General features: G+C 68.5%; 23 protein-coding genes and 1 tRNA gene. 10 read left to right on the top strand and 14 right to left on the bottom strand.

The features are described from left to right. Window positions 1-42 precede the first annotated feature (42 nt). Window positions 43-1,233: a zinc-dependent alcohol dehydrogenase gene (locus tag AC4D2E_RS12110; RefSeq protein WP_104167378.1), complete on the top strand. Its 1,191-nt coding sequence runs from the start codon at window positions 43-45 to the stop codon at window positions 1,231-1,233. A gap of 60 nt (window positions 1,234-1,293) precedes the next feature. On the opposite strand, the gene AC4D2E_RS12105 is transcribed toward AC4D2E_RS12110, so the two are convergent. Continuing rightward, window positions 1,294-3,132 (bottom strand): glycoside hydrolase family 15 protein, encoded by a 1,839-nt coding sequence (locus AC4D2E_RS12105; RefSeq protein ID WP_490952780.1) that lies wholly within the window; start codon window positions 3,130-3,132, stop codon window positions 1,294-1,296. Between the two features lie 19 nt (window positions 3,133-3,151). Further along, window positions 3,152-4,018, bottom strand: a complete 867-nt coding sequence (locus tag AC4D2E_RS12100; RefSeq protein WP_490952779.1) for a glycerophosphodiester phosphodiesterase — start codon at window positions 4,016-4,018, stop codon at window positions 3,152-3,154. Window positions 4,019-4,147: 129 nt separating this feature from the next. Between AC4D2E_RS12100 and AC4D2E_RS12095 the strand changes: the two genes are divergently transcribed. Then, entirely contained in the window at window positions 4,148-5,395 is a 1,248-nt protein-coding gene (locus tag AC4D2E_RS12095) for a DUF445 domain-containing protein (RefSeq protein WP_104167384.1), read from the top strand. Here AC4D2E_RS12095 and AC4D2E_RS12090 read toward each other — a convergent pair. Then, entirely contained in the window at window positions 5,392-6,177 is a 786-nt protein-coding gene (locus AC4D2E_RS12090; protein WP_104167385.1) for a hypothetical protein, read from the bottom strand. The two genes, AC4D2E_RS12095 and AC4D2E_RS12090, sit on opposite strands and share 4 nt — an antisense overlap. A 188-nt stretch (window positions 6,178-6,365) precedes the next feature. Further along, entirely contained in the window at window positions 6,366-6,635 is a 270-nt protein-coding gene (locus tag AC4D2E_RS12085) for a GlsB/YeaQ/YmgE family stress response membrane protein (RefSeq protein WP_459278455.1), read from the bottom strand. Window positions 6,636-6,974: 339 nt separating this feature from the next. Here AC4D2E_RS12085 and AC4D2E_RS12080 point away from each other — a divergent pair, with 339 nt between their 5' ends. The 5 genes from AC4D2E_RS12080 (at window position 6,975) to AC4D2E_RS12060 (ending at window position 11,638) form a co-directional block, all read left to right on the top strand. After that, on the top strand, window positions 6,975-7,232 hold the full coding sequence (locus AC4D2E_RS12080; RefSeq protein WP_104167389.1) for a DUF6458 family protein: 258 nt from the start codon (window positions 6,975-6,977) through the stop codon (window positions 7,230-7,232). A gap of 198 nt (window positions 7,233-7,430) precedes the next feature. After that, complete coding sequence (locus AC4D2E_RS12075) at window positions 7,431-8,198, top strand: DeoR/GlpR family DNA-binding transcription regulator (protein WP_104167391.1); 768 nt, start codon at window positions 7,431-7,433, stop codon at window positions 8,196-8,198. Then, window positions 8,195-9,214, top strand: coding sequence for a 1-phosphofructokinase family hexose kinase (locus AC4D2E_RS12070; RefSeq protein WP_490952778.1), 1,020 nt, complete (start codon window positions 8,195-8,197; stop codon window positions 9,212-9,214). Before AC4D2E_RS12075 ends, AC4D2E_RS12070 begins: the two co-directional genes overlap by 4 nt. Then, on the top strand, window positions 9,214-11,307 hold the full coding sequence (locus AC4D2E_RS12065) for a PTS fructose transporter subunit IIABC (RefSeq protein ID WP_490952777.1): 2,094 nt from the start codon (window positions 9,214-9,216) through the stop codon (window positions 11,305-11,307). The genes AC4D2E_RS12070 and AC4D2E_RS12065 overlap by 1 nt, the downstream gene beginning before the upstream one ends. Before the next feature lie 52 nt (window positions 11,308-11,359). Continuing rightward, a complete protein-coding gene (locus AC4D2E_RS12060; protein WP_104167397.1) occupies window positions 11,360-11,638 on the top strand; it encodes an HPr family phosphocarrier protein in 279 nt (92 codons plus the stop codon). Window positions 11,639-11,905: 267 nt separating this feature from the next. Here AC4D2E_RS12060 and AC4D2E_RS12055 read toward each other — a convergent pair whose 3' ends face one another. The 6 genes from AC4D2E_RS12055 to AC4D2E_RS12030 form a co-directional block, all read right to left on the bottom strand. After that, complete coding sequence (locus AC4D2E_RS12055) at window positions 11,906-12,619, bottom strand: hypothetical protein (protein ID WP_146067424.1); 714 nt, start codon at window positions 12,617-12,619, stop codon at window positions 11,906-11,908. Window positions 12,620-12,624: 5 nt separating this feature from the next. Then, window positions 12,625-13,362 carry a hypothetical protein gene (locus AC4D2E_RS12050; protein WP_490952776.1) on the bottom strand — a complete coding sequence of 246 codons (738 nt, stop codon included), beginning with the start codon at window positions 13,360-13,362 and terminating at the stop codon, window positions 12,625-12,627. Window positions 13,363-13,510: 148 nt separating this feature from the next. Continuing rightward, entirely contained in the window at window positions 13,511-13,744 is a 234-nt protein-coding gene (locus AC4D2E_RS12045) for a hypothetical protein (RefSeq protein WP_104167401.1), read from the bottom strand. Between the two features lie 246 nt (window positions 13,745-13,990). Beyond that, complete coding sequence (locus AC4D2E_RS12040) at window positions 13,991-15,262, bottom strand: endonuclease/exonuclease/phosphatase family protein (protein WP_490952775.1); 1,272 nt, start codon at window positions 15,260-15,262, stop codon at window positions 13,991-13,993. Window positions 15,263-15,385: 123 nt separating this feature from the next. Further along, window positions 15,386-16,006 carry a hypothetical protein gene (locus AC4D2E_RS12035; RefSeq protein ID WP_104167405.1) on the bottom strand — a complete coding sequence of 207 codons (621 nt, stop codon included), beginning with the start codon at window positions 16,004-16,006 and terminating at the stop codon, window positions 15,386-15,388. 223 nt (window positions 16,007-16,229) lie between these two features. Continuing rightward, window positions 16,230-16,306, bottom strand: a tRNA-Lys gene (locus AC4D2E_RS12030). Window positions 16,307-16,447: 141 nt separating this feature from the next. On the opposite strand from AC4D2E_RS12030, the gene AC4D2E_RS12025 reads away from it, so the two are divergent. The 3 genes from AC4D2E_RS12025 to AC4D2E_RS12015 all read left to right on the top strand — a co-directional run bounded on the left by AC4D2E_RS12025 (window position 16,448) and on the right by AC4D2E_RS12015 (window position 18,938). Continuing rightward, a complete protein-coding gene (locus AC4D2E_RS12025) occupies window positions 16,448-17,095 on the top strand; it encodes a hypothetical protein (protein WP_104167407.1) in 648 nt (215 codons plus the stop codon). 214 nt (window positions 17,096-17,309) lie between these two features. Further along, window positions 17,310-17,927: a DUF47 domain-containing protein gene (locus AC4D2E_RS12020; RefSeq protein WP_104167409.1), complete on the top strand. Its 618-nt coding sequence runs from the start codon at window positions 17,310-17,312 to the stop codon at window positions 17,925-17,927. Beyond that, complete coding sequence (locus AC4D2E_RS12015) at window positions 17,928-18,938, top strand: inorganic phosphate transporter (RefSeq protein ID WP_490952774.1); 1,011 nt, start codon at window positions 17,928-17,930, stop codon at window positions 18,936-18,938. Between the two features lie 152 nt (window positions 18,939-19,090). Here AC4D2E_RS12015 and pstB read toward each other — a convergent pair whose 3' ends face one another. The 4 genes from pstB to pstS form a co-directional block, all read right to left on the bottom strand. Further along, on the bottom strand, window positions 19,091-19,870 hold the full coding sequence (gene pstB / locus AC4D2E_RS12010; protein ID WP_104167413.1) for a phosphate ABC transporter ATP-binding protein PstB: 780 nt from the start codon (window positions 19,868-19,870) through the stop codon (window positions 19,091-19,093). A 78-nt stretch (window positions 19,871-19,948) separates the two neighbouring features. Continuing rightward, complete coding sequence (gene pstA, locus AC4D2E_RS12005) at window positions 19,949-21,052, bottom strand: phosphate ABC transporter permease PstA (protein ID WP_490952773.1); 1,104 nt, start codon at window positions 21,050-21,052, stop codon at window positions 19,949-19,951. A gap of 1 nt (window position 21,053) precedes the next feature. Continuing rightward, window positions 21,054-21,986: a phosphate ABC transporter permease subunit PstC gene (pstC, locus tag AC4D2E_RS12000; protein ID WP_490911457.1), complete on the bottom strand. Its 933-nt coding sequence runs from the start codon at window positions 21,984-21,986 to the stop codon at window positions 21,054-21,056. Window positions 21,987-22,142: 156 nt separating this feature from the next. Further along, window positions 22,143-23,264, bottom strand: a complete 1,122-nt coding sequence (gene pstS, locus AC4D2E_RS11995; protein WP_490911460.1) for a phosphate ABC transporter substrate-binding protein PstS — start codon at window positions 23,262-23,264, stop codon at window positions 22,143-22,145. Between the last annotated feature and the right edge of the window lie 110 nt (window positions 23,265-23,374).

Genomic DNA, 23,374 nt, shown 5'->3' with positions numbered 1-23,374 from the left:
AGTGGGAAAGGAAAGCCTACTTACTACCCGGAGGAGCACCACATGAAGGCAGTGACATGGCAGGGCAAGCGCAACGTCAGCGTGGAGAACGTACCCGACCCCACGATCCAGGAACCCACGGACGCCATCGTCCGCATCACCTCGACCGCCATCTGCGGCTCGGACCTGCACCTGTACGAGGTTCTCGGCCCCTACATGCACAAGGGTGACATCCTCGGCCACGAGCCGATGGGCATCGTCGAGGAGGTCGGTGCCGGTATCACCAACCTCAAGGTCGGCGACCGCGTCGTCATCCCGTTCAACATCTCCTGCGGCTACTGCTTCATGTGCACGCGCGGCCTGCAGTCGCAGTGCGAGACCACCCAGGTGCACGCGAAGGGCTCGGGCGCTTCCCTGTTCGGTTTCTCCGAGCTGTACGGCTCCGTCCCCGGCGGCCAGGCGGAGTTCCTGCGCGTCCCCTTCGCCGACTACGGTGCGGTCAAGGTCGGCTTCGAGCTGCCCGACGAACGCTACCTCTACCTCTCGGACATCCTGCCCACCGCCTGGCAGGGCGTGCAGTACGCGGACGTACCCAAGGACGGCGTCCTCACGGTGTACGGCCTCGGACCGGTCGGACAGTTCGCCGCACGCATCGGCAGGCACCTGGGCCACCGCGTGATCGCCGTCGAGCCGGTCCCCGAACGCCGTGAGATGGCCAAGCGCCACGGCATCGAGACCATCGACTTCACGAAGGACACCGCGGAGGAACTGCGCAGCATGACGGACGGGCGCGGCCCGGACGCGATCGTCGACGCCGTCGGCATGGAGGCCCACGGGTCACCCGTGGGCGCCTTCGCGCAGAACGCCGTGGGCATCCTGCCGGACAAGCTGGCGCAGAAGGTCATGGAGACCGGCGGCAGCGACCGCACGAGCGTCCTGCACTCGGCGATGGACGCCGTCCGCCGCGGCGGGACCGTGTCCCTCAGCGGCGTCTACGGCGGCACGGCCACCCCCATGCCGCTGCTGACCATGTTCGACAAGCAGGTCCAGTTCCGCATGGGCCAGTGCAACGTGCGCCGCTGGACGGACGAGCTCCTCCCGATCGTCGAGGATCCCTCGGACCCGCTGGGCGTCACGGACCTCATGACCCACGAGGTCTCGATCGACGAGGCGCCGGCCGCCTACAAGAACTTCCAGAAGAAGACGGACGGCACCATCAAGGTGGTCCTGAAGCCGCAGGGCGTCACGCTCTAGCAGCGGCGACAGGACGACGGCGGGAGCCCGGCCGGGTGGCCTGGCTCCCGGCGTCGCTGTCTACTGCAGCTGGTCCCGGGCCATCGCCTCGTAGGGCCCGGCCTTCCCGTCCGCCATCTGCAACGCGTCCGCGGCGCGGACCAGGGCGAGGTGCGAGAACGCCTGCGGGAAGTTGCCCGCCATGCGTCCGCCGACGGGATCGTACTCCTCGGCCAGCAGGCCGAGTTCGTTCGAGTAGCCCACGAGCTGATCCATGAGCCGTACGGCGTCGTCGGACCTGCCGCCGTGCGCGTACTGCTCCACGAGCCAGAAGGAGCACGCGAGGAACGGGTGCTCCCCGGGCTCGAGGCCGTCGTCCGAGTTGCCGGTGCGGTAGCGCAGCAGCAGCCCGTGGGCGTCCAGGAGATCCTGTTCGATCCGCTCCACGGTGCCCAGCATCAGCGGATCGTCGAAGTCGAGGAAGCCGACCTGCGGCAGCTGGAGCAGGGAGGCGTCCACCTCGGTCCCGCCGTACACCTGGGTGAACGAACCCAGGTCGGGGTTGAAGCCGTGTTCCAGGATCTCCTCCCGCAGGCCGTCCCGGATCTCCGTCCAGCGCTGCTGCGGCCCGGGCAGTCCGTGATCCCGCACCGCGCGGACCGCGCAGTCGAAGGCCGCCCACATCATCACGCGCGAATGGGTGAAGTGCTGGGGGTCCCCGCGCATCTCCCAGATCCCGTGGTCCCGGTCATGGAGGTGCTTCTCCGCGAACCCCAGGAGGGCCCGCTGGAGCGGCCACGAGAAACTGTCCTCGGTGACGCCGTGGATGCGCAGCTTCTCGAGCGCCACCATCACCTCGCCCACGACGTCGGCCTGGTACTGGTCGACGGCGCCGTTGCCCACGCGCACGGGCGTCGAGCCGGCGTAGCCGGGCAGATGCCCGAGCTCACGTTCGGGCAGGTGCCGTTCCCCGGCCAGCCCGTACATGATCTGCAGGTCCTCGGGATCGCCGGCGACCGCCCGCAGCAGCCAGTTGCGCCACTCCAGCGCCTCCTCGGAGAAGCCGTGCGTCATCATGGCCTCGAGCGTCAGGGCGGCGTCGCGGAGCCAGCAGAAGCGGTAGTCCCAGTTGCGGGAGCCACCGAACTGCTCGGGCAGCGACGTCGTGGGGGCGGCGACGATCCCGCCCGTGTCCTCGTGCGTCAGGGCGCGCAGGACGAGCAGGGAGCGCCGGACGACGTCGGAGTAGTCGCCCTCGATCCGGCAGCTGGCGCCCCATGCCCGCCAGTAGCTGATGGCGCTGTCGAGCGCCTCGTCGACGTCGAGCGCATCCGGCTTCTCACGGTGCGAGGGATACCACACGAGTTCCAGGTCGACGACGTCGCCTTCGGCCACCACGAACGTCCCCTCGTGGCGATGGTCCGTCGCCTTCAGACGCGGCCCCCGCAGGAGCAGCGCATCGGGTCCGGCGATGGCGAGGAGTACCGGACCGCCGTCGTGTGTGCCCTGCGTGACCCACGGCGTGATGTCGCCGTAGCCGAAACGTATCTCCAGCTCCTGCCGCATGGTGACGGCGCCCCGGAGCCCCTGGACGCGCCGCACCACGTTGGCGCGACGGTCCGTCACCGGCATGAAGTCGGTGACCAGCACCTCACCCTCGCTGGTCCTCCAGCGGGTCTGGAGCACGAAGGTGGAGTCGATGTAGCTCCGCTCCACCACGTCGGCGTCCGACGACGGCTCCACGAGCCAGCGGCCGTGCTCCGGCGTACCGAGCATCGCGGCGAAGACCGACTCGGAGTCGAACCGGGGGAAGCTGAGCCAGTCGACGCTGCCGCTCCGGGAGACGAGCGCACCGGTGTGCAGGTCGGACAGGAGCGCGTAGTCCTCGATCGGGGATTGCATCCTGCAACTCAACCACATGCTCCGCAGGAGAGCCCGGTCAGCCGCGCTCGCCCTCCAGGGCGGCCCGGATCCGCGCCGGGTAGTCCGTCGTCATCTCCTGCACCCCGAGCTCCGCGAGGTACAGCGCGTCCTCGGCCGAGTTCACGGTCCACACGCGGACCCGCACCCCGTCGCGGACCCAGCGTCGCACACGGCCACGATGGGTGCGGGTGTACCGCATGCCCGGGCCCACCATGCCCACCTGATGACGGTTCACGAGCTGCTCGCCCTCCTTCAGGGCGCGTCGCATGACCGTGATCAGGGCGCCCTCGGTGAGCGGGCCGAAGCGCAGCGCGGCGCGCACCTCCTGCGGCTTCATGTCCGACACCAGCTGGCACAGCATGTGGGACGGCGCCGATTCGGCCAGCTGCCGCATCGAATCAGGATTGAAGCTCATGAAACTCACCTCGATGGTGCCGAGCATCGAGGACTCCGGGTCCCATCCCTCGTCCATGAGGAAGGCGATGAGCGCGTCCTCCAGCCGCAGGCCGAACGGGCTCGGGTGCTTCAGCTCGATCGCCAGCCGGACCGGGCGCCCCGCGCGGCGCAGCAGCAGGATCAGGTCCGCGAGCGTGAGGAACTGCTCGGACGGACCGCCGTAGTCGGCCGGGATGCTCGCGCCCTTCCAGGAACAGACGTCGAGCCCACGCAGCTCCTCCAGCGTGTGGTCGGCCACCCGGCCCGACCCGCTGGTGGTGCGGTCCACGGTGGTGTCGTGGATGCACACGAGCTGTTCGTCCCGGGTCAGGTGGACGTCGCACTCGACGCCGTCGGCGCCGTCCGCGAGGGCCTGGAGGTAGGCGGCGCGGGTGTGCTCGGCGTAGGTGCCGCTGCTGCCGCGATGGGCGAAGATCACAGGAGGCACGGGGCATCCCCTCACGTGGTGATTGATGTCCCTCCCACGGTACGCGACCGGCCGATCCGGGCACCACGGGCGGCCGGTCCGCCCCGGGCGTGAGGCCACCCTCGTAGACTCGGGAGGGTGAACGCGCAGATGACCGACACCGACGCCGAGCGGGCAGCCGCCCTGGGCCGCATGAAGATGCTCGCGACCGGGCTGCTGGCCCTCATGGCGGTGATCTTCGTGGTGGCTTTCGCCCTGCAGGACACCTATCCCTGGCTCCAGTACGTCCGGGCGGCCGCAGAGGGCGGCATGGTCGGCGCGCTCGCCGACTGGTTCGCCGTCACGGCCCTCTTCAAGCATCCGATGGGCCTCAACATCCCGCACACCGCCATCATCCCCCGCAAGAAGGACCAGATCGGGGAGTCGCTCGGCCAGTTCGTGGAGGAGAACTTCCTCTCCGAGGACGTGGTGCGGGCCAAGCTGGACTCGGCGCGCATCGCCCAGAAGGCCGGGGCCTGGCTCTCGAAGCCGGAGAGCGCCGACCGGGTGGCAGCGGAGGGAGCAGCGCTGATCCGGGGGATGTTCACGGTCCTGAATGACGACGCCGTGCAGGCCGTGATCGAATCGATGGTCCGGAAGCACCTGCTGGATCCACCCTGGGGCCCGCCGATCGGCAGTATCGCCGAGCGCGTCTTCGCGGACGGACACCACCACCGGCTCGTGGACCTGCTGGTGGACCGCGCCGCCGACTGGGTGGACGCCAATTACGCCGTCGTGACGCGGGTCGTCGCGCAGCGGTCCCCCACCTGGGTTCCCCGCCTCGTCGACGGCGTCGTCGGTGACCGCGTGCACGCGGAACTGTCGAAATTCATCCGCGCGATCCAGGACGATCAGCAGCACGACGTCCGGATCGCCATCGACAAGTACCTCAGGGACCTGGCGCGGGACCTGCAGCACAAGCCCGAGACGATCGCCAAGGCCGAGGAGATCAAGGGACAGCTGCTCGACGACCCCCGGGTCCGCGACCTCACCGCGCGCACCTGGTCGACCATCAAGAACGCCCTCCTGGAGGCCGTCAATGACCCGGACAGCGAACTGACCTCGAAGTTCAAGGCGGCCATCCGCGACTTCGGCTCACGCCTGACGAGCGACGCCGACCTCGCCCACCGCGTGAACCTGTGGATCGCCGACGGCGCCTCCTACGCCGTACGCACCTACCGCAGCGAGATCGCCGGGGTCATCTCCGAGACGGTGGGCCGCTGGGACGCCGAGGAGACGTCACGCAAGATCGAACTGCAGGTCGGCAAGGACCTGCAGTTCATCCGCATCAACGGCACCGTGGTCGGCTCGCTGGCCGGCCTGCTGATCTTCGCCGTCGCCCACGCGATCTTCGGTTAGGCCCGCTTCTTCCGCGAGTCCGGATCGGGAAGCTGCAGCACCTCGGCCAGCTCGCCGGGGATGGTCCGCGGCAGCGGACCGAAGGCCTCGCGCGTGGTGCGGATGACGGCCTTGCCCATGAGGTGGTTACCGGTTCCGCCGATTACGGCGCCCACCCCGAACGGCAGTGCGCGCCCGAGCATGAAGCCGCCCTGCTTGGCGAGGAACTTCTTCAGGAACCGTTTCTGGATGGACCCGGTCAGGGTCTTCACCAGTGACGCCGGAGCGGACTTGTCGACCAGCTGGCCCCAGTACTGGGGTGCTCCCTGCCCGGCGGAGGAACCCAGGATGGAGCGGACGAGCGCGGTGCCCTCCTCGCCCATGAGGATGGCCATCACCATGGCGCGCGACCGCTCGGGGTCATCCGTGCGGACGCCGTGCAGTTCGGCGACCGACTCGGCGTAGAGCGCGGTCGCCTCGAGGAACCCGACCGTCGCAGCGCCGGACAGTCCGAGCGCGGCGAGTGTGCCGACGGCGGGGAGGGCGGCAGTCGCGCCGACCGCTGCTCCGGCGACCGTCGTGGCGCGCAGGTAGTCGCGTTCCAGCAGTAGCGTCAGCTCCGCGGGAGACGCCTCCGGGTTGCGGCCACGGAGGCGGTCGATGTTGGCGATGATCAGGGGCCGCTGGATGTCCAGGGCGCGCTCGATCCCCCGGAGGATGGCGGGTTTCGGGTTGCCGTCCTTGTCGAACAGTGTCTTGTTCGCAGCCTTCGCGGCTGGGTTCTCCTTGTTACGGCCAAACATCGTGGTCCTTCCGCCGGTGATCGATGTGCTGCTGCTAATGATTCTAGGTGGGGCGTGTGCTGCCGGGCCGGGGTTCTGCTGCAGGCAGAGGGCCGCCCGTCAGGCTCCGGCAACAGGAGAGGGCGCCCCCGGTAGCCGGTGACGCCCTCTCGATAACTGCTCCCCCACGGTGCAGCCGGTACTGCTGACTAGACGCGCGAGCCCTTGCGGCCGGTGACGGCGCCGTAGATGGCGAGCACGATCAGCGCGCCGATGACGGCGAACAGGATGGACATGAGCGAGAACGTGCCGCCCAGGTCGACGCCCAGGAGGCTGCCGCCGATGAAGCCGCCGAGGAATGCGCCGACGACGCCCAGCAGCATGGTGATGATGATGCCGCCACCCTGCTTACCGGGGAGGATCAGCTTGGCGAGGGCGCCGGCGATGAGGCCGAGGATGAGAAAACCGATGAAACTCATGTGATGCTCCTTTGAGTGATTCCAGCAGAGCGCCCGAGGACGGCCCACTGCCTGATGGTGCGATGCACCGGAGTGCAACTTTCCCTAAGTGTACTTCATCAGCCTGCTTAGGGTGCAATCCCTCCACCATGCTAATCCTGCCTAATTTCGCGCGGCAGAGGAATTTCCGTTCGTCCTGTCGGTGCGCAGGTTCGGCGCGCCGACACGCCTCCAAGAAGCGCGACACGCCGTATGATGACGGCAGGCGGGCCCGCCTCGGGAGTGGGTGGCACTGGAAGCGAAACCGCTGGGGAATTGTTATAAAACTCCCATCGAGCCCTCACTGAAGGAGTATTGCTAATGCGAATCGGTTCTTCGATCTTCCTTATTGCACTCGGTGCAATTCTTGCTTTTGCCATTCAGGCAGACGTCGTCAGCATCGTCGACATCAACCTGGTCGGCTACATCCTCATGGCGGTGGGAGTGATCGGCCTGATCGCCTCCCTCCTCCTCGCGGCTCCGCGCAGGCAGAACCGCGTGTCGGAGTCGCGATCCGTCGTCGATCCCCACACCGGCGAGACCATCACGCGCAACGAGACCCGCGATTCGGGGCTCTGACCTCCAGTAGCACCAGAAAGGCCGGGACCATGTCCCGGCCTTTCTTTGTCTGCGTTTACGGCCGGATGTGTCGCCTCCTTCCGATTTCAGGGCACGAAAGTGCTTGACGTCACACCCAAAGCAAAGATAGAGTCACTCAAACACAGATGAAGCCACATGCCGTCGGCCCCGACCGACGGCCACGACGATGGAGTCCCCATGTTCGCGGAAGAGCGGTACCGCCAGATCAGCAGCCTGGTCTCCGCCGACGGCCGCGTCACCGTCGCTGGGCTCTCCTCGCGCTTCGGCATCACCAAGGAGACCGTCAGGAGGGACCTCGCCCTCCTCGAGAACGACGGCGTCCTGCGGCGTGTCCACGGCGGCGCCGTCGCCGGAAGCGGCGCGACAACGAATGAACCGAGCCTGACCAGCCGATCTGCGCAGCGCTCCCCGGAGAAGCGGCGCATCGCAGAGGCAGCCCTCGCGCTCACCCCCGTGACCGGCGCCGTCGTGCTCGATGCCGGGAGTACCACCGGAGCCCTCGCCGACCTGCTCGTCGAGGAGGGCCGCACAGGCCTGTCCGTCATCACCCATTCCGTCCCGATCGCCGCGCTGATCTCGGGTGCCGGGCTGAGCGTGGAACTCGTGGGCGGCCGGGTCCGGGCACTGACGAGTGCCGCCGTCGGCAGCAGCACCGTGACCCATTTCTCCCGCCTTCGCGCGGACATCGCCTTCATCGGCGCCAACGGGCTCGCGGCCGGCTTCGGCCTCAGCACGCCCGACGTCGACGAGGCGGCCGTGAAGACCGCCCTCGTCCGCTCCGCCCGGCGCGTGGTGCTCCTGGCGGACTCGTCGAAGTTCGACGAGGAAACCCTGACCAGCTTCGCCTACCTGGAGGATATCGATGCCCTCATCACCGACCGAGCACCCCGGGGACCCCTCGCGGAGGCCCTCACCGACGCCGACGTGGAGGTGATCGTCGCGTGATCGTCACCCTCACCGCCAATCCGAGTATCGACCGCACCGTGGAGCTGAACACGCCCCTGGTACGCGGAGCCGTCCAGCGTGCCGTCCGCGTGGTGCAGGAGGCGGGAGGCAAGGGCGTGAACGTGAGCCGCGCCCTCGCGATGTCCGGCATCCGGACCCTCGCGATCGTGCCCGGCGACGACGACGACGCCGTCCTCGCGGGGCTGCGGAGCATCTCCCTCCCGTTCCGCAACCTGCCGATCGGCGCCGGGCTCCGTATCAACACGGCCATCACCGAGCCGGACGGCACGACGACGAAGATCAACGAGCCCGGCCCCGAACTCTCCCCCGCCGGCCTCGAGGAACTCCTCGCGGTCGTGGTCGCCGAGAGCGACGGCGCGGACTGGCTGGTCCTCGCCGGGTCGCTGCCCCCGGGGGTCCCGTCCACCTTCTACACGACGGTCACCGCTGCCGTGCGGAAGGCGTACGGGCCGGAGGCGCCCCTCGTCGCGATCGATTCCAGCGGCGGGCCGCTCATCGCGGCCGCCGCCGGCATCCCGGCTCCGGACCTGCTGAAGCCCAACGCCGAGGAGCTCAGCGAGTTGAGCGGTATCGGCACGGGTGACGAGCTCGAGCAGGACCATGAACTGGCCGCGAGGGCCTGCGCGGTGCTCATCGCCGCGGGGGTCGGAGCGGTACTGGCGACCCTTGGATCCAAGGGCGCCCTGCTCGTGACGGACGCAGGGGCATGGCATGCCGTGCACCCACCCGTCACGGCACGCTCCACGGTCGGCGCCGGCGATTCCGCGCTGGCCGGCTACCTGCTGGCGCACTCTGCAGGAGAACGTCCGGAGAACTGCCTGCGCCAGGCCGTCGCCCACGGATCGGCGGCCGCTGCCCTTCCCGGTTCCACAGTTCCATCGCTCGACCAGACCACGCCGGACATCGTCGTGGTCACACCCCTCGAGGTCACGCTGCCCGTGATCGAACCAAGCGCAATCGGGTCCACCGCAGGGCCCCAACAGGAGGAATTCTGATGTCCGACATCATCACTCCGGAGCTCGTGGCTCTGGACATGGACCTGGGGAACGATCGTCCCTCGGTCATCCGCCACCTCGCGGAACGGGTTGCCGCCCAGGGCCGCTCCACGGAGGTGGACGGCCTGTATGCCGACGCACTCGCCCGGGAGGAGAAGACCTCGACCGGCATCCCCGGTGGCATCGCGATCCCGCACTGCCGGTCCACAGCCGTCTCGGAAGCGACCCTCGTCATGGCACGCCTGTCCCCACCCGTGGACTTCGGGGCCAAGGACGGCCCGGCGGACCTCGTGTTCTTCATCGCCGCCCCCGACGGGGCGGACCAGGAGCATCTGAAACTGCTGTCCAAGCTCGCCCGGTCGCTGATCAAGAAGGACTTCACCGCCTCGCTGCGCGCCGCGCAGTCCCCGGCCGACGTCGTCGCCCTCGTCAACGGTGCACTCGGCCTCGGCGACGCGCCGTCAGCTGCCCCGGCCGCCGGAGCCCATTCCGCCGGGTCCGCCGCCGGTTCCCGCACGAGTGAGGCCGCGGCCACGCTCGGCACCTCGCCCGCCGGGACCGACACCACGGGGCCCGCCGTCGACCGGACCCGGTCGACCGACACCCGGGCGCGACGCCTCGTAGCCGTGACCGCGTGCCCCACCGGCATCGCCCACACTTACATGGCGGCCGACTCCCTGGTCGCGGCGGCCAAGGAGCGCGGGATCGACCTCCAGGTCGAGACACAGGGCTCTTCCGGCGCCACGCCGCTGGACCCGTCGGTCATCGCCGCGGCCGATGCCGTGATCTTCGCCGTCGACGTCGACGTCCGCGACAAGCAGCGCTTCGCCGGCCTCCCCGTCATCAGCTCGCCCGTCAAGCGTGGCATCGACGAGCCGGGCGAGATGGTGGAGGAAGCCCTCGCCGCGGCCGGGAACCCCAATGCGCGCAGGGTCGCCGGCACCGCCGGTGACCAGCAGGCGGATGACGACGGTGGCCGGGACAGCGTGGGCAGCACGCTCAAGCGCGCACTGCTCACCGGCGTCAGCTACATGATCCCGTTCGTGGCCGGCGGTGGCCTGCTCATCGCCCTCGGCTTCCTCCTGGGCGGGTACCTCATCACGGAGACCGCGGACGCCGTGGTCCTCGAGAACAGCCTGGTGGATCTGCCGGCCGGAGGGCTCGGCGAGTACCTCGGGGCCGTGGCCTTCAAGATCGGCCAGTTGTCGCTCGGATTCCTCGTCCCCGCCCTCGCCGGTTACATCGCGTACGCACTGGCGGACCGCCCCGGCATCGCTCCCGGCTTCGTCGCCGGTGCGGTGGCCGGCTTCATGGGCGCAGGCTTCCTCGGAGGGATCGTCGGCGGCCTGCTCGCCGGGTACGCGGCCATGATGATCGGCCGCCTGTCCGTGCCCCGCTGGCTGCGGAGCCTCATGCCGGTGGTGATCATCCCGCTCGTGGCGTCCATCGTGGCGTCCGGCCTGATGTTCCTCCTGCTCGGCGGACCGATCGCCGCACTCACCGTGGGCCTCAACAACTGGCTGTCCGGGCTGACCGGTACGGCCGCCATCGGGCTCGGCGTCATCCTCGGCCTCATGATGGCCATCGACCTCGGCGGCCCGGTCAACAAGGTCGCCTACTCCTTCGCCGTCGCCGGCCTCGGGGCCGCGTCGCTCGACAACGTGGCACCCCTGCAGATCATGGCGGCCGTCATGGCCGCCGGCATGGTCCCGCCGCTCGCCATGGCCCTGGCCACCCTGATCGACCGCAACCGCTTCACCGAGCCGGAGCGGGAGAACGGGAAGGCCGCCTGGCTGCTGGGTGCCAGCTTCATCTCCGAGGGCGCCATCCCGTTCGCGGCCGCCGATCCGCTGCGCGTGATCCCTGCATCCCTGCTGGGTTCCGCGGTCACCGGCGCCATCATCATGGGCACCGGCGTCACCTCGCAGGCCCCGCACGGCGGCCTGTTCGTCTTCTTCGCGATCGGGAATTTCGCGATGTTCGTGGTTGCGATCCTGGTCGGAATGGTCATCTCGGCACTCGCGGTGATCGCCCTGAAGCGCTATGCGACCCGCAAGACGGAGAGGCCCGCGTCCGAGCCGGTTGCAGCCTGACCTCCAGTCGGCTTGGCTGTACTGGAACCCATTCACGACAAAGGAGCACATCATGGCAGAACGCAAGGCAACCGTCGCGAGCCGCGTGGGGCTGCACGCCCGCCCGGCATCGATCTTCGCAGAGGCTGCGGGAGAGCTTCCCCTCGAGATCACGATCGCGATGGACGGCGAGCCCGCCGAGGAAGCCATGGACGCGTCGAGCATCCTGTCGCTCATGAGCCTCGGAGCCTCGCACGGTGACGTCGTCGTCCTGCGCGCCGAGGGTGACGGCGCCGAGAGCGCGCTCGAGGCCCTGGCCCGCATCATCGAGACGGACCACGACGCCGCGTAGTCCGCACCGACACAGAGGGCACCATCCGCCGTGCATACGTGGCGGGTGGTGCCCTTCGTGCGTCCCCAGCATGAGACCAACAGGTGAGTCCACCCGATACGACGGGCGTACCTGCCTGCCGGGTAACGATCCGCTGACCCCCCACGGAAAGCGGCAGTTACATAATCATAATTTTCGCACACCATGATGGAAACGTGAACAGCAGGAGGACACAAACGCGTCACTATTCCTGCACGCCGTGCAGTCGGCGTCGATTCGCCCGGCCGTCTAGGCGAGCCTGTTCGCGGCGGAGGCGCTTCTCCTGCCGATGACGTGGCTCGCCCGGATCAGGCAGAGGCCCAGGACGGTCAGCAGGATGGCCGAGAACGGCAGGAGGACGTCCCAGTACATCAGGTCCAGGGCCGTCAGCCTCAGCAGCACGAACACCACCACGAGCGAGTAGCCGGAGGCCACGAGGGCGCATGCGACGCGGTGGATGATCCGCGCATGCCGGTCGAAGGCCGCCAGCGCCGCCGGGATCACGAGGCAGGCTGCGACATACCCCGGATAGAGCCGACCGACCGCGGCGTACTGCTGCACCGTGTCCTGGCCCGCGAAGGCGTGCAGGCCGGTCGAGCTTCCCTCGAGCTCACTGGACACGAAGAAGTGGAGTGTCGCCGCGACCGTCAGGGCCAGGATGGACAGGCCGAAGGGTCCTGCGATCAGACGCCGGGCGCGCATGGAACCGAAGGCGGCCGCCATCCGGATCCCGAACAGCAGGAAGACGGCGTACAGGGCCATCCGCAGCAGGAGGTTCGCGACGTTGACACCGCCGAGGACCGCGTCCATCGCCCGGTAGAGCGGATCGATCGACAGACCGACGGCAAAGGTGAGGAGCACGAGCGCCAGGAACATGGTGCGCCCACGAGCGTCCCGCAGGCCCGGGATGCGGATCGCGGAGCCGGCGGCGCACAGGCCGAGTGCCGCCCATTGGATCGTCATCGCGTTCATCCGAGGTTCTCCCACATGGCCCGGTCCTTGCCGTCGTCGAGCTCGGCCCGCCGGATCTGCTTGCCGAGGACGTCGAGGCGGTCGCGGGCGAGGAAGACGAGCTCGAGGTCACCCAGGGCACAGAGGGCACGGGCCCGCCCGTCCGCCGGCCAGCCTCCCTCGTCCGGTGTCAGCAGCCCGGTGACCACGAGCCCGCTCGTGAGGGAGACCCCGGCGATCCGGGCGGCCTCGACGGCGATCTCGGGCGCGAGCCGACCCGCCGTGAGCTGAGCGGACAGGTTCTGGCGGGCCACACCGGTGCTGGCCGCCAACTGCTGGCGGATGTCACCGGGGTCGATCGCCTCGATCCAGGCCCTGACCGAGTTCCGATGGGGGAAGGGTGCAAGATTCAGTTGCAGGTCGGTCCCCGTGCACTCCCGGTCCTCGCTGCGGGCCACGAGCAACCGAAGGATGTCGATGTGAGAGACCTGGCTGACGAGTTCCGCGTCGGTCGGCATCCGGATGCCGGCCTGGAGGTCGCCGTAGCCCTCGAACTCGGCGAGGGCTTCCACGGGCGGGAGCCCGTAGCCGCGGGCGATGGCCACGATGGTCGGCACCGAGACCTTGCCCCGGACGAGCTGCTGGGCAAGGGTGGAGCGCTTGATGCCCGCGACCCTGCAGAGGTCGGTCACCGTGTCCTCGGGTGCAATCCGGGAACGCCACAGCTGGAACGCCTTGGCTGTGACGGCCATCATCACCTTTCGATTGGACTTTCCGGTCTCCCGTCGAAGTATACTGAGATCGCTGGCTCCGAGTTCTGCGATTCCCCCATACGCAGAACTCGGAGCCAGCTCCAGTTAAGCGGCCTGCCTCGTCAGGACGGCACAGGCCGCCCCACGGTGCCTACCAGCGGACCTTCTTCTCCTTCTTCCCCTGCTTGCTGCTCTCGTGCGCGGCCTTGGCGTGGCCGGCGCCGGTCGCAGCGGCGGGACTGGCGGCATGGTTCTTCTTCGCCAGTGCGAGCTGCGCCCTGGGGTCGTCCTGCAGCTTCCGGGCGCCGGCCCCCACAGGGGTCCCGCCGGTATCGGTTGCTGACGCGTCGTCCTGGGGCTGTTGGTTCTGGGGCGTGCTGGTCATGGTGTTCCTTTCGGCTACGGACGCCCGCGGAACGTGTCTGGGCGGGTCAGTGCGGGGCGCGAGAAACCCGCGACGCGCGTGCTGGGAGGACCGGACAGATTCAGTGAGCGCCCTTGGAGGGTGTCATCGACAAGTGGCGTGGAACGCGGCCGAAGCCGGCTCACCTACTGGAAAAGAAGTGTCCTCATGCCCATGACCGTACACCCGGCCGGAGCGGCGGGACAAGAGCGCCGGGGTACGGCGGTCCTAGCGCTCACGGACCCCGTGCAGCGTGACATCGACGAAGACCAGGCGGTGGTCACTGGTGGGAAAGGGGAAGATCCCGGTCAGTTCCGAGCCCGGCGTACCCGCCCGCGGCCAGAAGACCCCTGCCGCCGCGACCCGCAGCGTGCGGGACGGGAGTACGTAGTCGGCCCGGATGTTGCCGGCGGTGAGATCCTCGAAATCCGCGGTGTCGTAACGGGGATCACTTCGATGGTCGGCATTCGCGCCGCCCTGGAACGCGGAGGCTTCGGTGGCTCCGCTCGACGACGGCAGTGGGTCCTGCACCAGCTTGTTGCCCAGAAGCTGACCGATCGACCCGTCCAGTGAGTCGCCGTCGAGCGGGTCACTGTTCTGGTCCCCCATCACGACGAAGCGTTCACCGCGCTGCAGGCCCCCGGACGTCCCGGCGTCGTCGTAGATGTAGGAGGCGTCGGATCCACCGGTGACGTAATCCGACCAGAAGCGGATCTCGTCGCTGTTGCGCCTGCCGTTGCGGTCCTCCACGCCGTCGAAGACGGGAGGCGTGGGGTGGCTCGCCAGGACATGGACGGTCTTCCCGCCCACGCTCACCGGCACGTCCCAGTGGGACTTGCTGGACAACGGGAGCACGGCGAGCTCACTCGCGGAATACCAGTCCCCCGGGGTATCCGTGACGGGGTTGTCGGGAAGGAGCGCGCCGGGCATGTCCTTCCACAGGAAGTCCTGGAAGGTCCGCACGGACTCCGTGAGGATCGGGTACCTGGAGTAGATGACCATGCCGTACTGGCCCTCGAACGCGCCGAAGCCCAGCGCATCGTCCGCACCACCCACCGAACCGTCGTTGTTGAGATCGAACCGGCTGGGAACACCGGTGTTCGACGGCGCCGTGTACACGTAGGGGTAGTCGAGCGGGGCTTTGCCGTTCTGACCGATCGACAGGTAGTTCTGGTGGAACAGGTCTGCAGCCCGGCCTCCCGGGACGTAGTCGAACTCGTTGAGGAGCACCACGTCGGGGCGGTTGGTCTGGAGGACCTCGGCGATCGCCCTCGCCTGCGCGTTGCCCGGCGTGCCCAGGTCCCGGACCAGCTCGCCTGCCGAGGACCGGTTCAAGCTCGCGTTGTACGTGGCGAAGCGGACCTCCTGCCGGGCGCCCTGGTTGCTGTGCGGAAGCACTGCCCGCGTCTCGTCCGCAGGCTTGGCGACGGCGAGGGGAGCGGGTACCACGAGGAGCGAGACGGCCAGCAGGCCGGTGACGCAGCGCGCTAGGACTCGCATTGCTTCCCTCCTCGGGTCATGGAGATGACGCCGCCCCATGGCCGCGCCCTGCCCAAGCAGTTCGCTCGGGTAACTTGAGCCTAACGGCGAAAGGCGTCCCGCAGCCGGCGCGAAGGTAACGATTCAAGGTCGACCCGGGGTGGCCCGATGCCGTCCCGGGCGTCGCGCCTCGAGGGCTCCGAGGTCCCGCTCGGCTGCTTCGAAGGTCTGCTCGAGGCGGGCCACTGCAACGGCGTACCTCGCCTTCCCGGTCTCGTCGTCCGGGGAGGCCGTGACGGCGTCGCGAGCCGAGCCTGCAGCACGGACGGCCTGCACCACCGGGCGTACGGCGGGGTTCCCGGGTTCGTGCATGCCCGGGTAATGGATGGCCTTGCCCGGATCGACCTCATAGTCCGCCCAACGCCGCAGCACGTCGTCGTGGCGGCGCTGCAGATCCTCCCTCACCGCTGCCCGCGACGCCTCCTCGGCACGGCGGCGCCGCTGCTCATGGCGGCCCACGGTCCAGGCGACGGCGGCCGCGGAGGAGGTGATGCCCACCGCGAGCGCCAGCCATGCCGCGCCCAGGGCTCCGGCGACGACGCCGGCACCGACGACGACCACCACCCCGCCGAACGCCAGCCAGAAGGAGTCGTCCGCATCACCACCGCGCCGGGAGGCGGCGTCGACGCGCCATGCGGTCAGTGCCGCGGCACCGACCATGGCGGCACAGGCGGCCAGGCTACCCATCAGGGCGACGGCGTCCATGAATTCCCTCTCCGCTGCGGCTCGGGGGCCTCTCGGCGCACCTGCCGTACACCAGTTCCTACCAGTTCAAACGAGCAGGGGTCTCCAGTCAATCCCCGATCGCGGAGGGTCTTCCGTCGATCGGGGGCGCTTCTCGTCGGTCCCGGCATGGCGGGGAGGGGACGGCGCCTCCTCCGACCGGGCAGCAGAAAGGGCCCCGGCCAGGCCGGGACCCTCGTGTTGCTGGTGGGCCCTGTGGGGCTCGAACCCACGACCCACGGATTAAAAGTCCGTTGCTCTAGCCAACTGAGCTAAGGGCCCGCGCCATGCACCCGGACGTCGCATCATGGAGATCGTCGTCGGGCGCCGACCCGCCTACTTTATCGCAATCGCCCTCGCCGCGAGGACTGCCCCGGGACTCCCGCCTTCCTGCCTGAAATCGCCCAGGAGTATCCTCATTTCATGGACGGCGAATATACGAACAACAGCCCGCGGCCCCACAAGCCGAAGCCATTCGCCCCCGCGGACTTCGAGGTATTCGCGGGGGGAATCGACCCGTCGAGGGTGTCGGAGGCGGCCCACATGGCCGCCCATGCCCTCGTCCATCACGGGCGAGACTCCGACGATCCGGACGTGACGCGCCGGCTCGTCGAACTCGCCGACCAGCAGGGCCTCGACGCCATCGCGGAGATGTGGGCCGCAAGCCCGCCGCGGTCCCTGCCCGGCGCCCTGTGGCGCCTCTACGCGCTCCGCTCGGCCACCCAGCAGAACCCCGATCGCATGGCCGCGTACTTCGCCTCGGGCAAGGAAGCCGCCCAGGTCTCGAAGGTCGTCGCCGGCGTCGCCGAACCACCGGGCGCCGCGGAGATGGAGGCGATGGCCGACACCATCCTGTCCGGAGCGTTCGAGGGGGAGTTCGACGTCGCACTCGAACGCTTCGCCGCGTTCTGCCGCGTGGTCGCGCTCGGGCAGGCCCACCACGCCGACGACGCCGAGGTCGCCAACGGCCCCCACGCCACGAAACTCACCCGCAACTCGCATCAGCTCATCAAGACGGCCGAGGATCTCGAGCACGCAGCGGCATCCTGGCGGCGCGGGGAGCTCGACTGAACCCCTCGCCGGGGCCGATGTTGACAGGGGCTCCGGCGAGGGCAAGACTTAAGTCGGCGTCGGACCGTGGAACCCCCGGGCTTCAACACTCAGCCGCTTCGAGCGGCCTTCCGCCGAGAGGCGCTCCCGGTTCGACGCCACTACTCTGCCCTCCAGCATCCAGCGTGGCCACCGTCGGCGTGCTGGCAGTCCCTGTCCCTTTGAGGAAGACTCCGTGAAACTACGCCTCTTCCCGCAGGAGAACACCGGACTGGAACTCCTGTCCCGCATGGCCCGGCAACTCGTGCTCGGCGTGGGGACCATGTCGGCCATCCTCGGGGCCTCGACGCAGGAGTACGACCGCCTGTCGGAGGAGCTCCACCAGCACGAGTCCGCCTCGACGGACCTGCACTTCGCCCTCCTGACCTCCATGCGGACCTCCTTCATCAACCCGCTGCCCCGCGAGGACCTGTACGCCCTGTCCCGCCTGCTCAACGAGGCGATCGAGAAGCTCGACGGCGCCGGGGAGCTGATCGCCCTGTACAAGCTGAGCAAGCTCAGCCACCGGGCCGCCGATCAGCTCGAGGTGATCAACCGGCAGGCCGAACTGACCGCGGTGGCCATGCAGCACCTGAATTCGATGGACGAGCTCGAGGAATACTGGATCGAGATCCTGCGGTTGGCCCGGCGGGCCGAACGCACGCACCGCAGCTGGTGCGCCGAACTGCTCAACGACCACAAGCCGCTCGTCTATGCCCGGCACCGTGACGTCGCCAACCAGCTCGTCGACGTCACGAGGGACATCCGGCGGGTGGCGACCCAGGTGGGCAGCATCCTCGTCAAGGAATCGTAGGTGGAGCCGCTCCTCCTCGGCGCGGTGGTCACGGCCGCAGGCGGATTCGCTTTCCTCAACGGCTTCCACGACGTGTCCAACTCCGTGGCCGCCGCCGTGCGCACCCGCGCGCTCACGCCCACGGTCGCCGTCCTGCTCGCGGCCCTCTTCAACTTCATCGGAGCGCTGCTCAGCACCACGCTGGCGCTGTTCTTCGCCGAAGCCGCCATCGGCCTCCCTTCCGGGCCCACCGGGCTCGGAGTCCTCATGGCCGCACTGCTCGCCGCGTGCATCTGGGGCGTGATCACCTGGTATCGAGGCATCCCGTCGTCGTCGACCCATGCGCTCCTCGGGGGCATCCTGGGCGCGGGAGGCGCATCGCAACTGGCGAACGGGCTCTCGATGAGCGGTGCGGGCGAGACACTGCTGCTGCAGATCGCGGTGCCCCTCGTGCTCTCGCCGATCGTCGCCTACCTCCTCGCCTATGCGGCGGTCTTCCCCGCTACCTGGTTGCTGCGCCACGGGTCCCCGGCGAAGGTGAACCGCGGGAACCGCATGGCGCAATCCGTCCTGGCCGGCACGTTCGCGTTGGGCCACGGGCTCCAGGACGGGCAACGGACCATGGCGGTGATCCTGCTGGCCCTGGTCGGCTCGGGCTACGCGGCGGGCTCCGAGATGCCCCTGTGGGTCCAGCTCTTCGCCGCCGCACTCCTGGCCACGGGCTCGCTCTTCGGCGGGTGGCGCATCACCCATACCCTCGGCAACCGCCTGGTGCACATCGATCCGCTGCGCGGTATGACGGCGCAGGGCGTGAGCTCGGCGATGCTGTTCGTCGGCGCCATCTCCCTGCACATGCCGCTGTCCAGCACGCACACCATGGCGGCCGCGATCGTCGGTGGCGGCGCGAACCAGCGATTCGCCTCCGTCCAGCGCCCCCGGGTGATCAGGATCCTCGGTGTCTGGCTCGCGACGGCCCCGGCCACCGCGCTCCTGGGGGCCGTCTTCTTCCTGGCGCTCAGCCCGCTCCTGTGAGGCGGGCCGCACCTCCACCCCCTCCCGGGGCGGGCCGCGGCACCCGAGCCAGCCCTCAGGCCCGACGAAGGCCTGCCGCGTGCGATCTCCGGATACGACGACGGCGGCCCCCCCCTGGGAGCCGCCGTCGTCGTATCCCTCGCGGGATACGCCTACCCGAAGCGGCCGGAGACGTAGTCCTCGGTGGCCTTCACGGCAGGGTTGTTGAAGATTGTGGTGGTCTCCCCGTACTCGATGAGCTTGCCCGGCTTGCCCGTTCCGGCGATGTTGAAGAACGCCGTCTTGTCGGACACGCGCGCGGCCTGCTGCATGTTGTGCGTGACGATCACCACGGTGTACTCGGCCTTGAGCTCGTTGATGAGGTCCTCGATGGCGAGCGTGGAAATGGGGTCCAGTGCCGAGCAGGGCTCGTCCATCAGGATCACCTGGGGTGAGACCGCGATGGCCCGGGCGATGCACAGGCGCTGCTGCTGTCCGCCGGAGAGGCCCGACCCGGGACGCGCCAGGCGGTCCTTGACCTCGTTCCACAGGTTGGCGCCGCGCAGCGACTTCTCGACGAGGGAGTCGGCGTCGGACTTGCTGATGCGCTTGTTGTTGAGTTTCACGCCCGCCAACACGTTGTCGCGGATGGACATCGTGGGGAACGGATTGGGCCGCTGGAAGACCATGCCGATCCGTCCGCGCACGGTCACCGGGTCCACCGCGGAGTCGTACAGGTTGTCCCCGTCGAGCAGCACCTCACCTTCGACGCGGGCGCCGGGGATGACCTCGTGCATGCGGTTGAGGGTGCGGAGGAAGGTGGACTTGCCGCAGCCCGAGGGGCCGATGAACGCCGTCACCGAACGGGCCTCGATGTTGATGTTGACGTCCTCCACGGCAAGGAACTTGCTGTAGTAGACGTTCAAGTCCTTGACGTCGATGCGATTGGACATTGCTTCCTTATCGGTAGTAACCGCGTGCTGACAGCAGCCGGTCGTGGGAGAGGTGGGTGTTCGAGCCGCAGTGCCGGGTCATCGACTGGTCTTCGGAGCGAAGGCACGGGCGATGAGACGGGCGGCCAGATTGAGGAGCATGACCATCACGATCAGGGTCAAGGCCGCCGCCCAGGCGCGCTGGGTACTGGCATCGATGTTGGTGGGGGACGTCGGCGTGAGGATCTGATAGTAGATGAACGTCGGGAGGGTGCTCATCCAGCCACTGAACACGTTCGTGTTGATCGAACTCACGAAGCCGGCCGTGACGAGGATGGGCGCGGTCTCGCCGATGACCCGCGCGATGGCGAGCGTCACTCCGGAGGCGATGCCCGAGATGGCGGTCGGTACCACGACCTTCACGATCGTCCGCCACTTGCGGACCCCCAGCGCATAGGCGGCTTCACGGAGTTCGTTCGGGACGATCTTCAGCATCTCCTCGGTGGAGCGGACCACCACGGGGATCATCAGGACGGACAGCGCTACGGCCGCCACGAAACCTGTCCGGGTCCCCGGGCCGAACAGCAGTCCGAAGAGGGCCGCAGCAAACAGGCCGGCGACGATCGACGGAATGCCGGTCATCACGTCGACGAAGAACGTGATGGCGCGGTCGAGCCGTCCGCCGGTCCCGTATTCGACCAGGTAGACGGCCGCCATCAGCCCGATCGGGACGGAGATGAGCGTGGCCCAGAGTGTGATCTGGAGGGTCCCGATGATGGCGTGGTACGCGCCGCCCAGGACGGGCGACCCGTTCTCCGCCGAGGCATTGTCGGTGGCTCCCGTGACGCCGTTCATCGACGTGAAGAAGAAGTCGTAGGACAACCCCGGCAGACCCCGCTCGAGGACGGTCCAGATGACCGACAGGAGAGGGAGCAGGGCGATGATGAAGCAGCCGTAGACGAGGTACGTCATCAGGGAGTCTGAGGCCTTGCGGGTGCCGCCGAAGGCCGCCGTGATCATGGTGGCTCCGGCGACGAAGAAGACCGCGGTCAGGATGGCCCAGACGATGATGTTGAATCCGATGAGGGCGGAGACCGCTGCGCCCAGTACGACCGCCGCGGCCAGTACCACCCAGATGACGTACCCGGGCATCCTGCCCTTCGTCAGCTGCGAGCGCCGCTTCTCGAGTGTTGAGCTGCTCATGTCAGTTTGCCCCTGAGAATTCCTTGTGGCGGCTGATGATCCAGCGCGCGATGATGTTGACTGCCAAGGTGATGACGAAGAGCACCAGGCCTGCAGCGATGAGCTCACTCAGCCTCAACCCGAACGCTTCGGGGAAGTTGAGGGCGATCTCGGCCGCGATCGTCTGGTTGCCCGACTGGATGAGGCTTGCCGTGAGCGCCCCTCCGGACAGGACGAGCGCGACGGCCATCGTCTCTCCGAGTGCCCGCCCGAGGCCCAGCATCGCCGCGCTGACGATGCCCGCCCGCGCGAAGGGAAGGACGGCCATGCGGATCATCTCGAGCCTCGTGGCCCCCATGGCCAGCGCCGCCTCCTCGTGGAGTGTCGGCGTCTGCAGGAAGATCTCCCGGCTGAGGGAGGTGATGATGGGCAGAACCATGACCGCCAGGACGATGCCGGCCGTGAGGATGGTACGCCCGGTCTGGCTCGCCGGACCTTCGAAGATGGGCAGCCAGCCGAGGTTCTCCGCCAGCCAGCCGTAACCGATGGCGAGCTGCGGTGCGAGGACCGCGTATCCCCAGGCCCCGTAGACGACGGAGGGGATCGCCGCGAGGAGGTCGACGAGGTAGCCGAAGCCCTGGGCGAGGCGCCGCGGCGCGTAGTGCGAGATGAAGAGCGCGACGCCGATCCCGAGAGGGGTCGCGATCAGCAGCGCGATCGAGGCGGCGATGATCGTCCCGATGACGATCGGGAAGATGTAGGACCCGAAGCCCTCACCCCCGGTGATGTCAGCGGGGTCTGCGCTGAAAGTGGGTAATGCCTGAATGACGAGGAAGGCGGCAACGCCGAAAAGGACTGCCAGAATGAGGCATCCTGCGGCGAGGGTGGCGCCGGAGAAGATCTTGTCTCCGGACTTCCCTCCCACTTCACTTCTGGTCAGGGTGTTGGTCGACACGGGGAATCCTTCATGGCGAGTGGTGGTGGGCGCTGCGCGCTCAGAACAGTTTCACGGTACGGGAGTCTCGAGCACGCGTCCCCTTCGAGCAGGACCCCGGACAGTGGACAGCCCCGTCCGGTTCCCAGGGGAAACCGGACGGGGCATCGGCATCAGCTAGGAGGCTACCGTGATGGATTCGATAGCGGCCTCGGCATCCATGCGGATGTTGTCGGAGATCGGAGCGCTCCCTGCGGAACCCTCGGCGGTCTGCTGACCCTCCTCGCTGACCACGTAGGACTCGAAGGCCTTGACGAGGTCGGCGGTCTCCTGATCCTCGTAGGTGCTGCAGACGATGTGGTACGAGACGAGGACGACCGGGTAGGCGCCCGACTCGGTGGTGTCGCGCTCGAGCTCGAGGGACATGTCGACGTCCGAACGGCCTTCGACGGGTGTGGCGGATTCGACGGCCAGCGCGGCGGCCTCGGGGCTGAACGGCACGTACTCCTCGCCCACCTTCACGCTGACCTGGCCCAGATCGCCGACGGCCGACGCATCGGCGTAGGTGATGGCGCCGTCGGTGCTGGTGGTCGTCGAGACGACGCCATTGGTGCCCTGGGCGTTCTCTGCGACGTAGGCGGCCGGCCAGGCGCCGTCGGCCTCGTCGGTCCAGACGTCGGGAGCGGCGGCGGCGAGGTACTCGGTGAAGTTCTCGGTGGTGCCCGAGTCGTCGGAGCGGTGCACGACGGTGATCGGCGTGCTGGGAAGCTCGGCGTCCGGGTTCTGCGAGGCGATGGCCTCGGCGTCCCAGGTGGCGACCTCGCCGCGGAAGATCGACGCGATGGTGGCGGCGTCGAGGTTCAGGGTGTCGATGCCCTCGAGGTTGAAGGCGACGGCGATCGGGGAGACGTAGACGGGGATGTTGATCGCGCCGTCCGGACCGCAGAACTCCTTCGAGGCCTCGTACTCCTCATCGTCCAGGAAGGCATCGGAGCCCGCGAACTGGACAGCCTGCCCGAGGAAGGCCTCACGGCCCGCGCCGGAACCGTCGGGAGAGTACTGCACGGTGGCGCCGCTGTTGGCAGCGGAGAACCCTTCCTGCCAGGCCGTCATCGCCGCGTTCTGGGCTGAAGAACCTGCACCCGTCAGGGTGCCGCTGACGGCAGCTGCGCCTTCGGACGCGTTGCCACCCTCGGATGCGGGGGTCTCGCCCGTGGCATTGTCGGAACCACATGCGGTCAGCGCCAACGCGGCTACCGAGATGACTGCCGCAGCGCGGCCAAAGCGAAGAACCTTCACTAGATTTTGCCCCTTCCAGGGATCAATTCATCGATGCGCGGACGGCGCTCGAGAGATGTACGCGTTCCTGTACTCCATCGAAGCTAGGCAGCGCAGGTGAAGAGACTGAC

The organism is Arthrobacter sp. TJ-265 (assembly GCF_058269135.1).
Note: the sequence above shows the minus strand (reverse complement) of the source record. Positions and strands in the feature narration are given on the sequence as shown.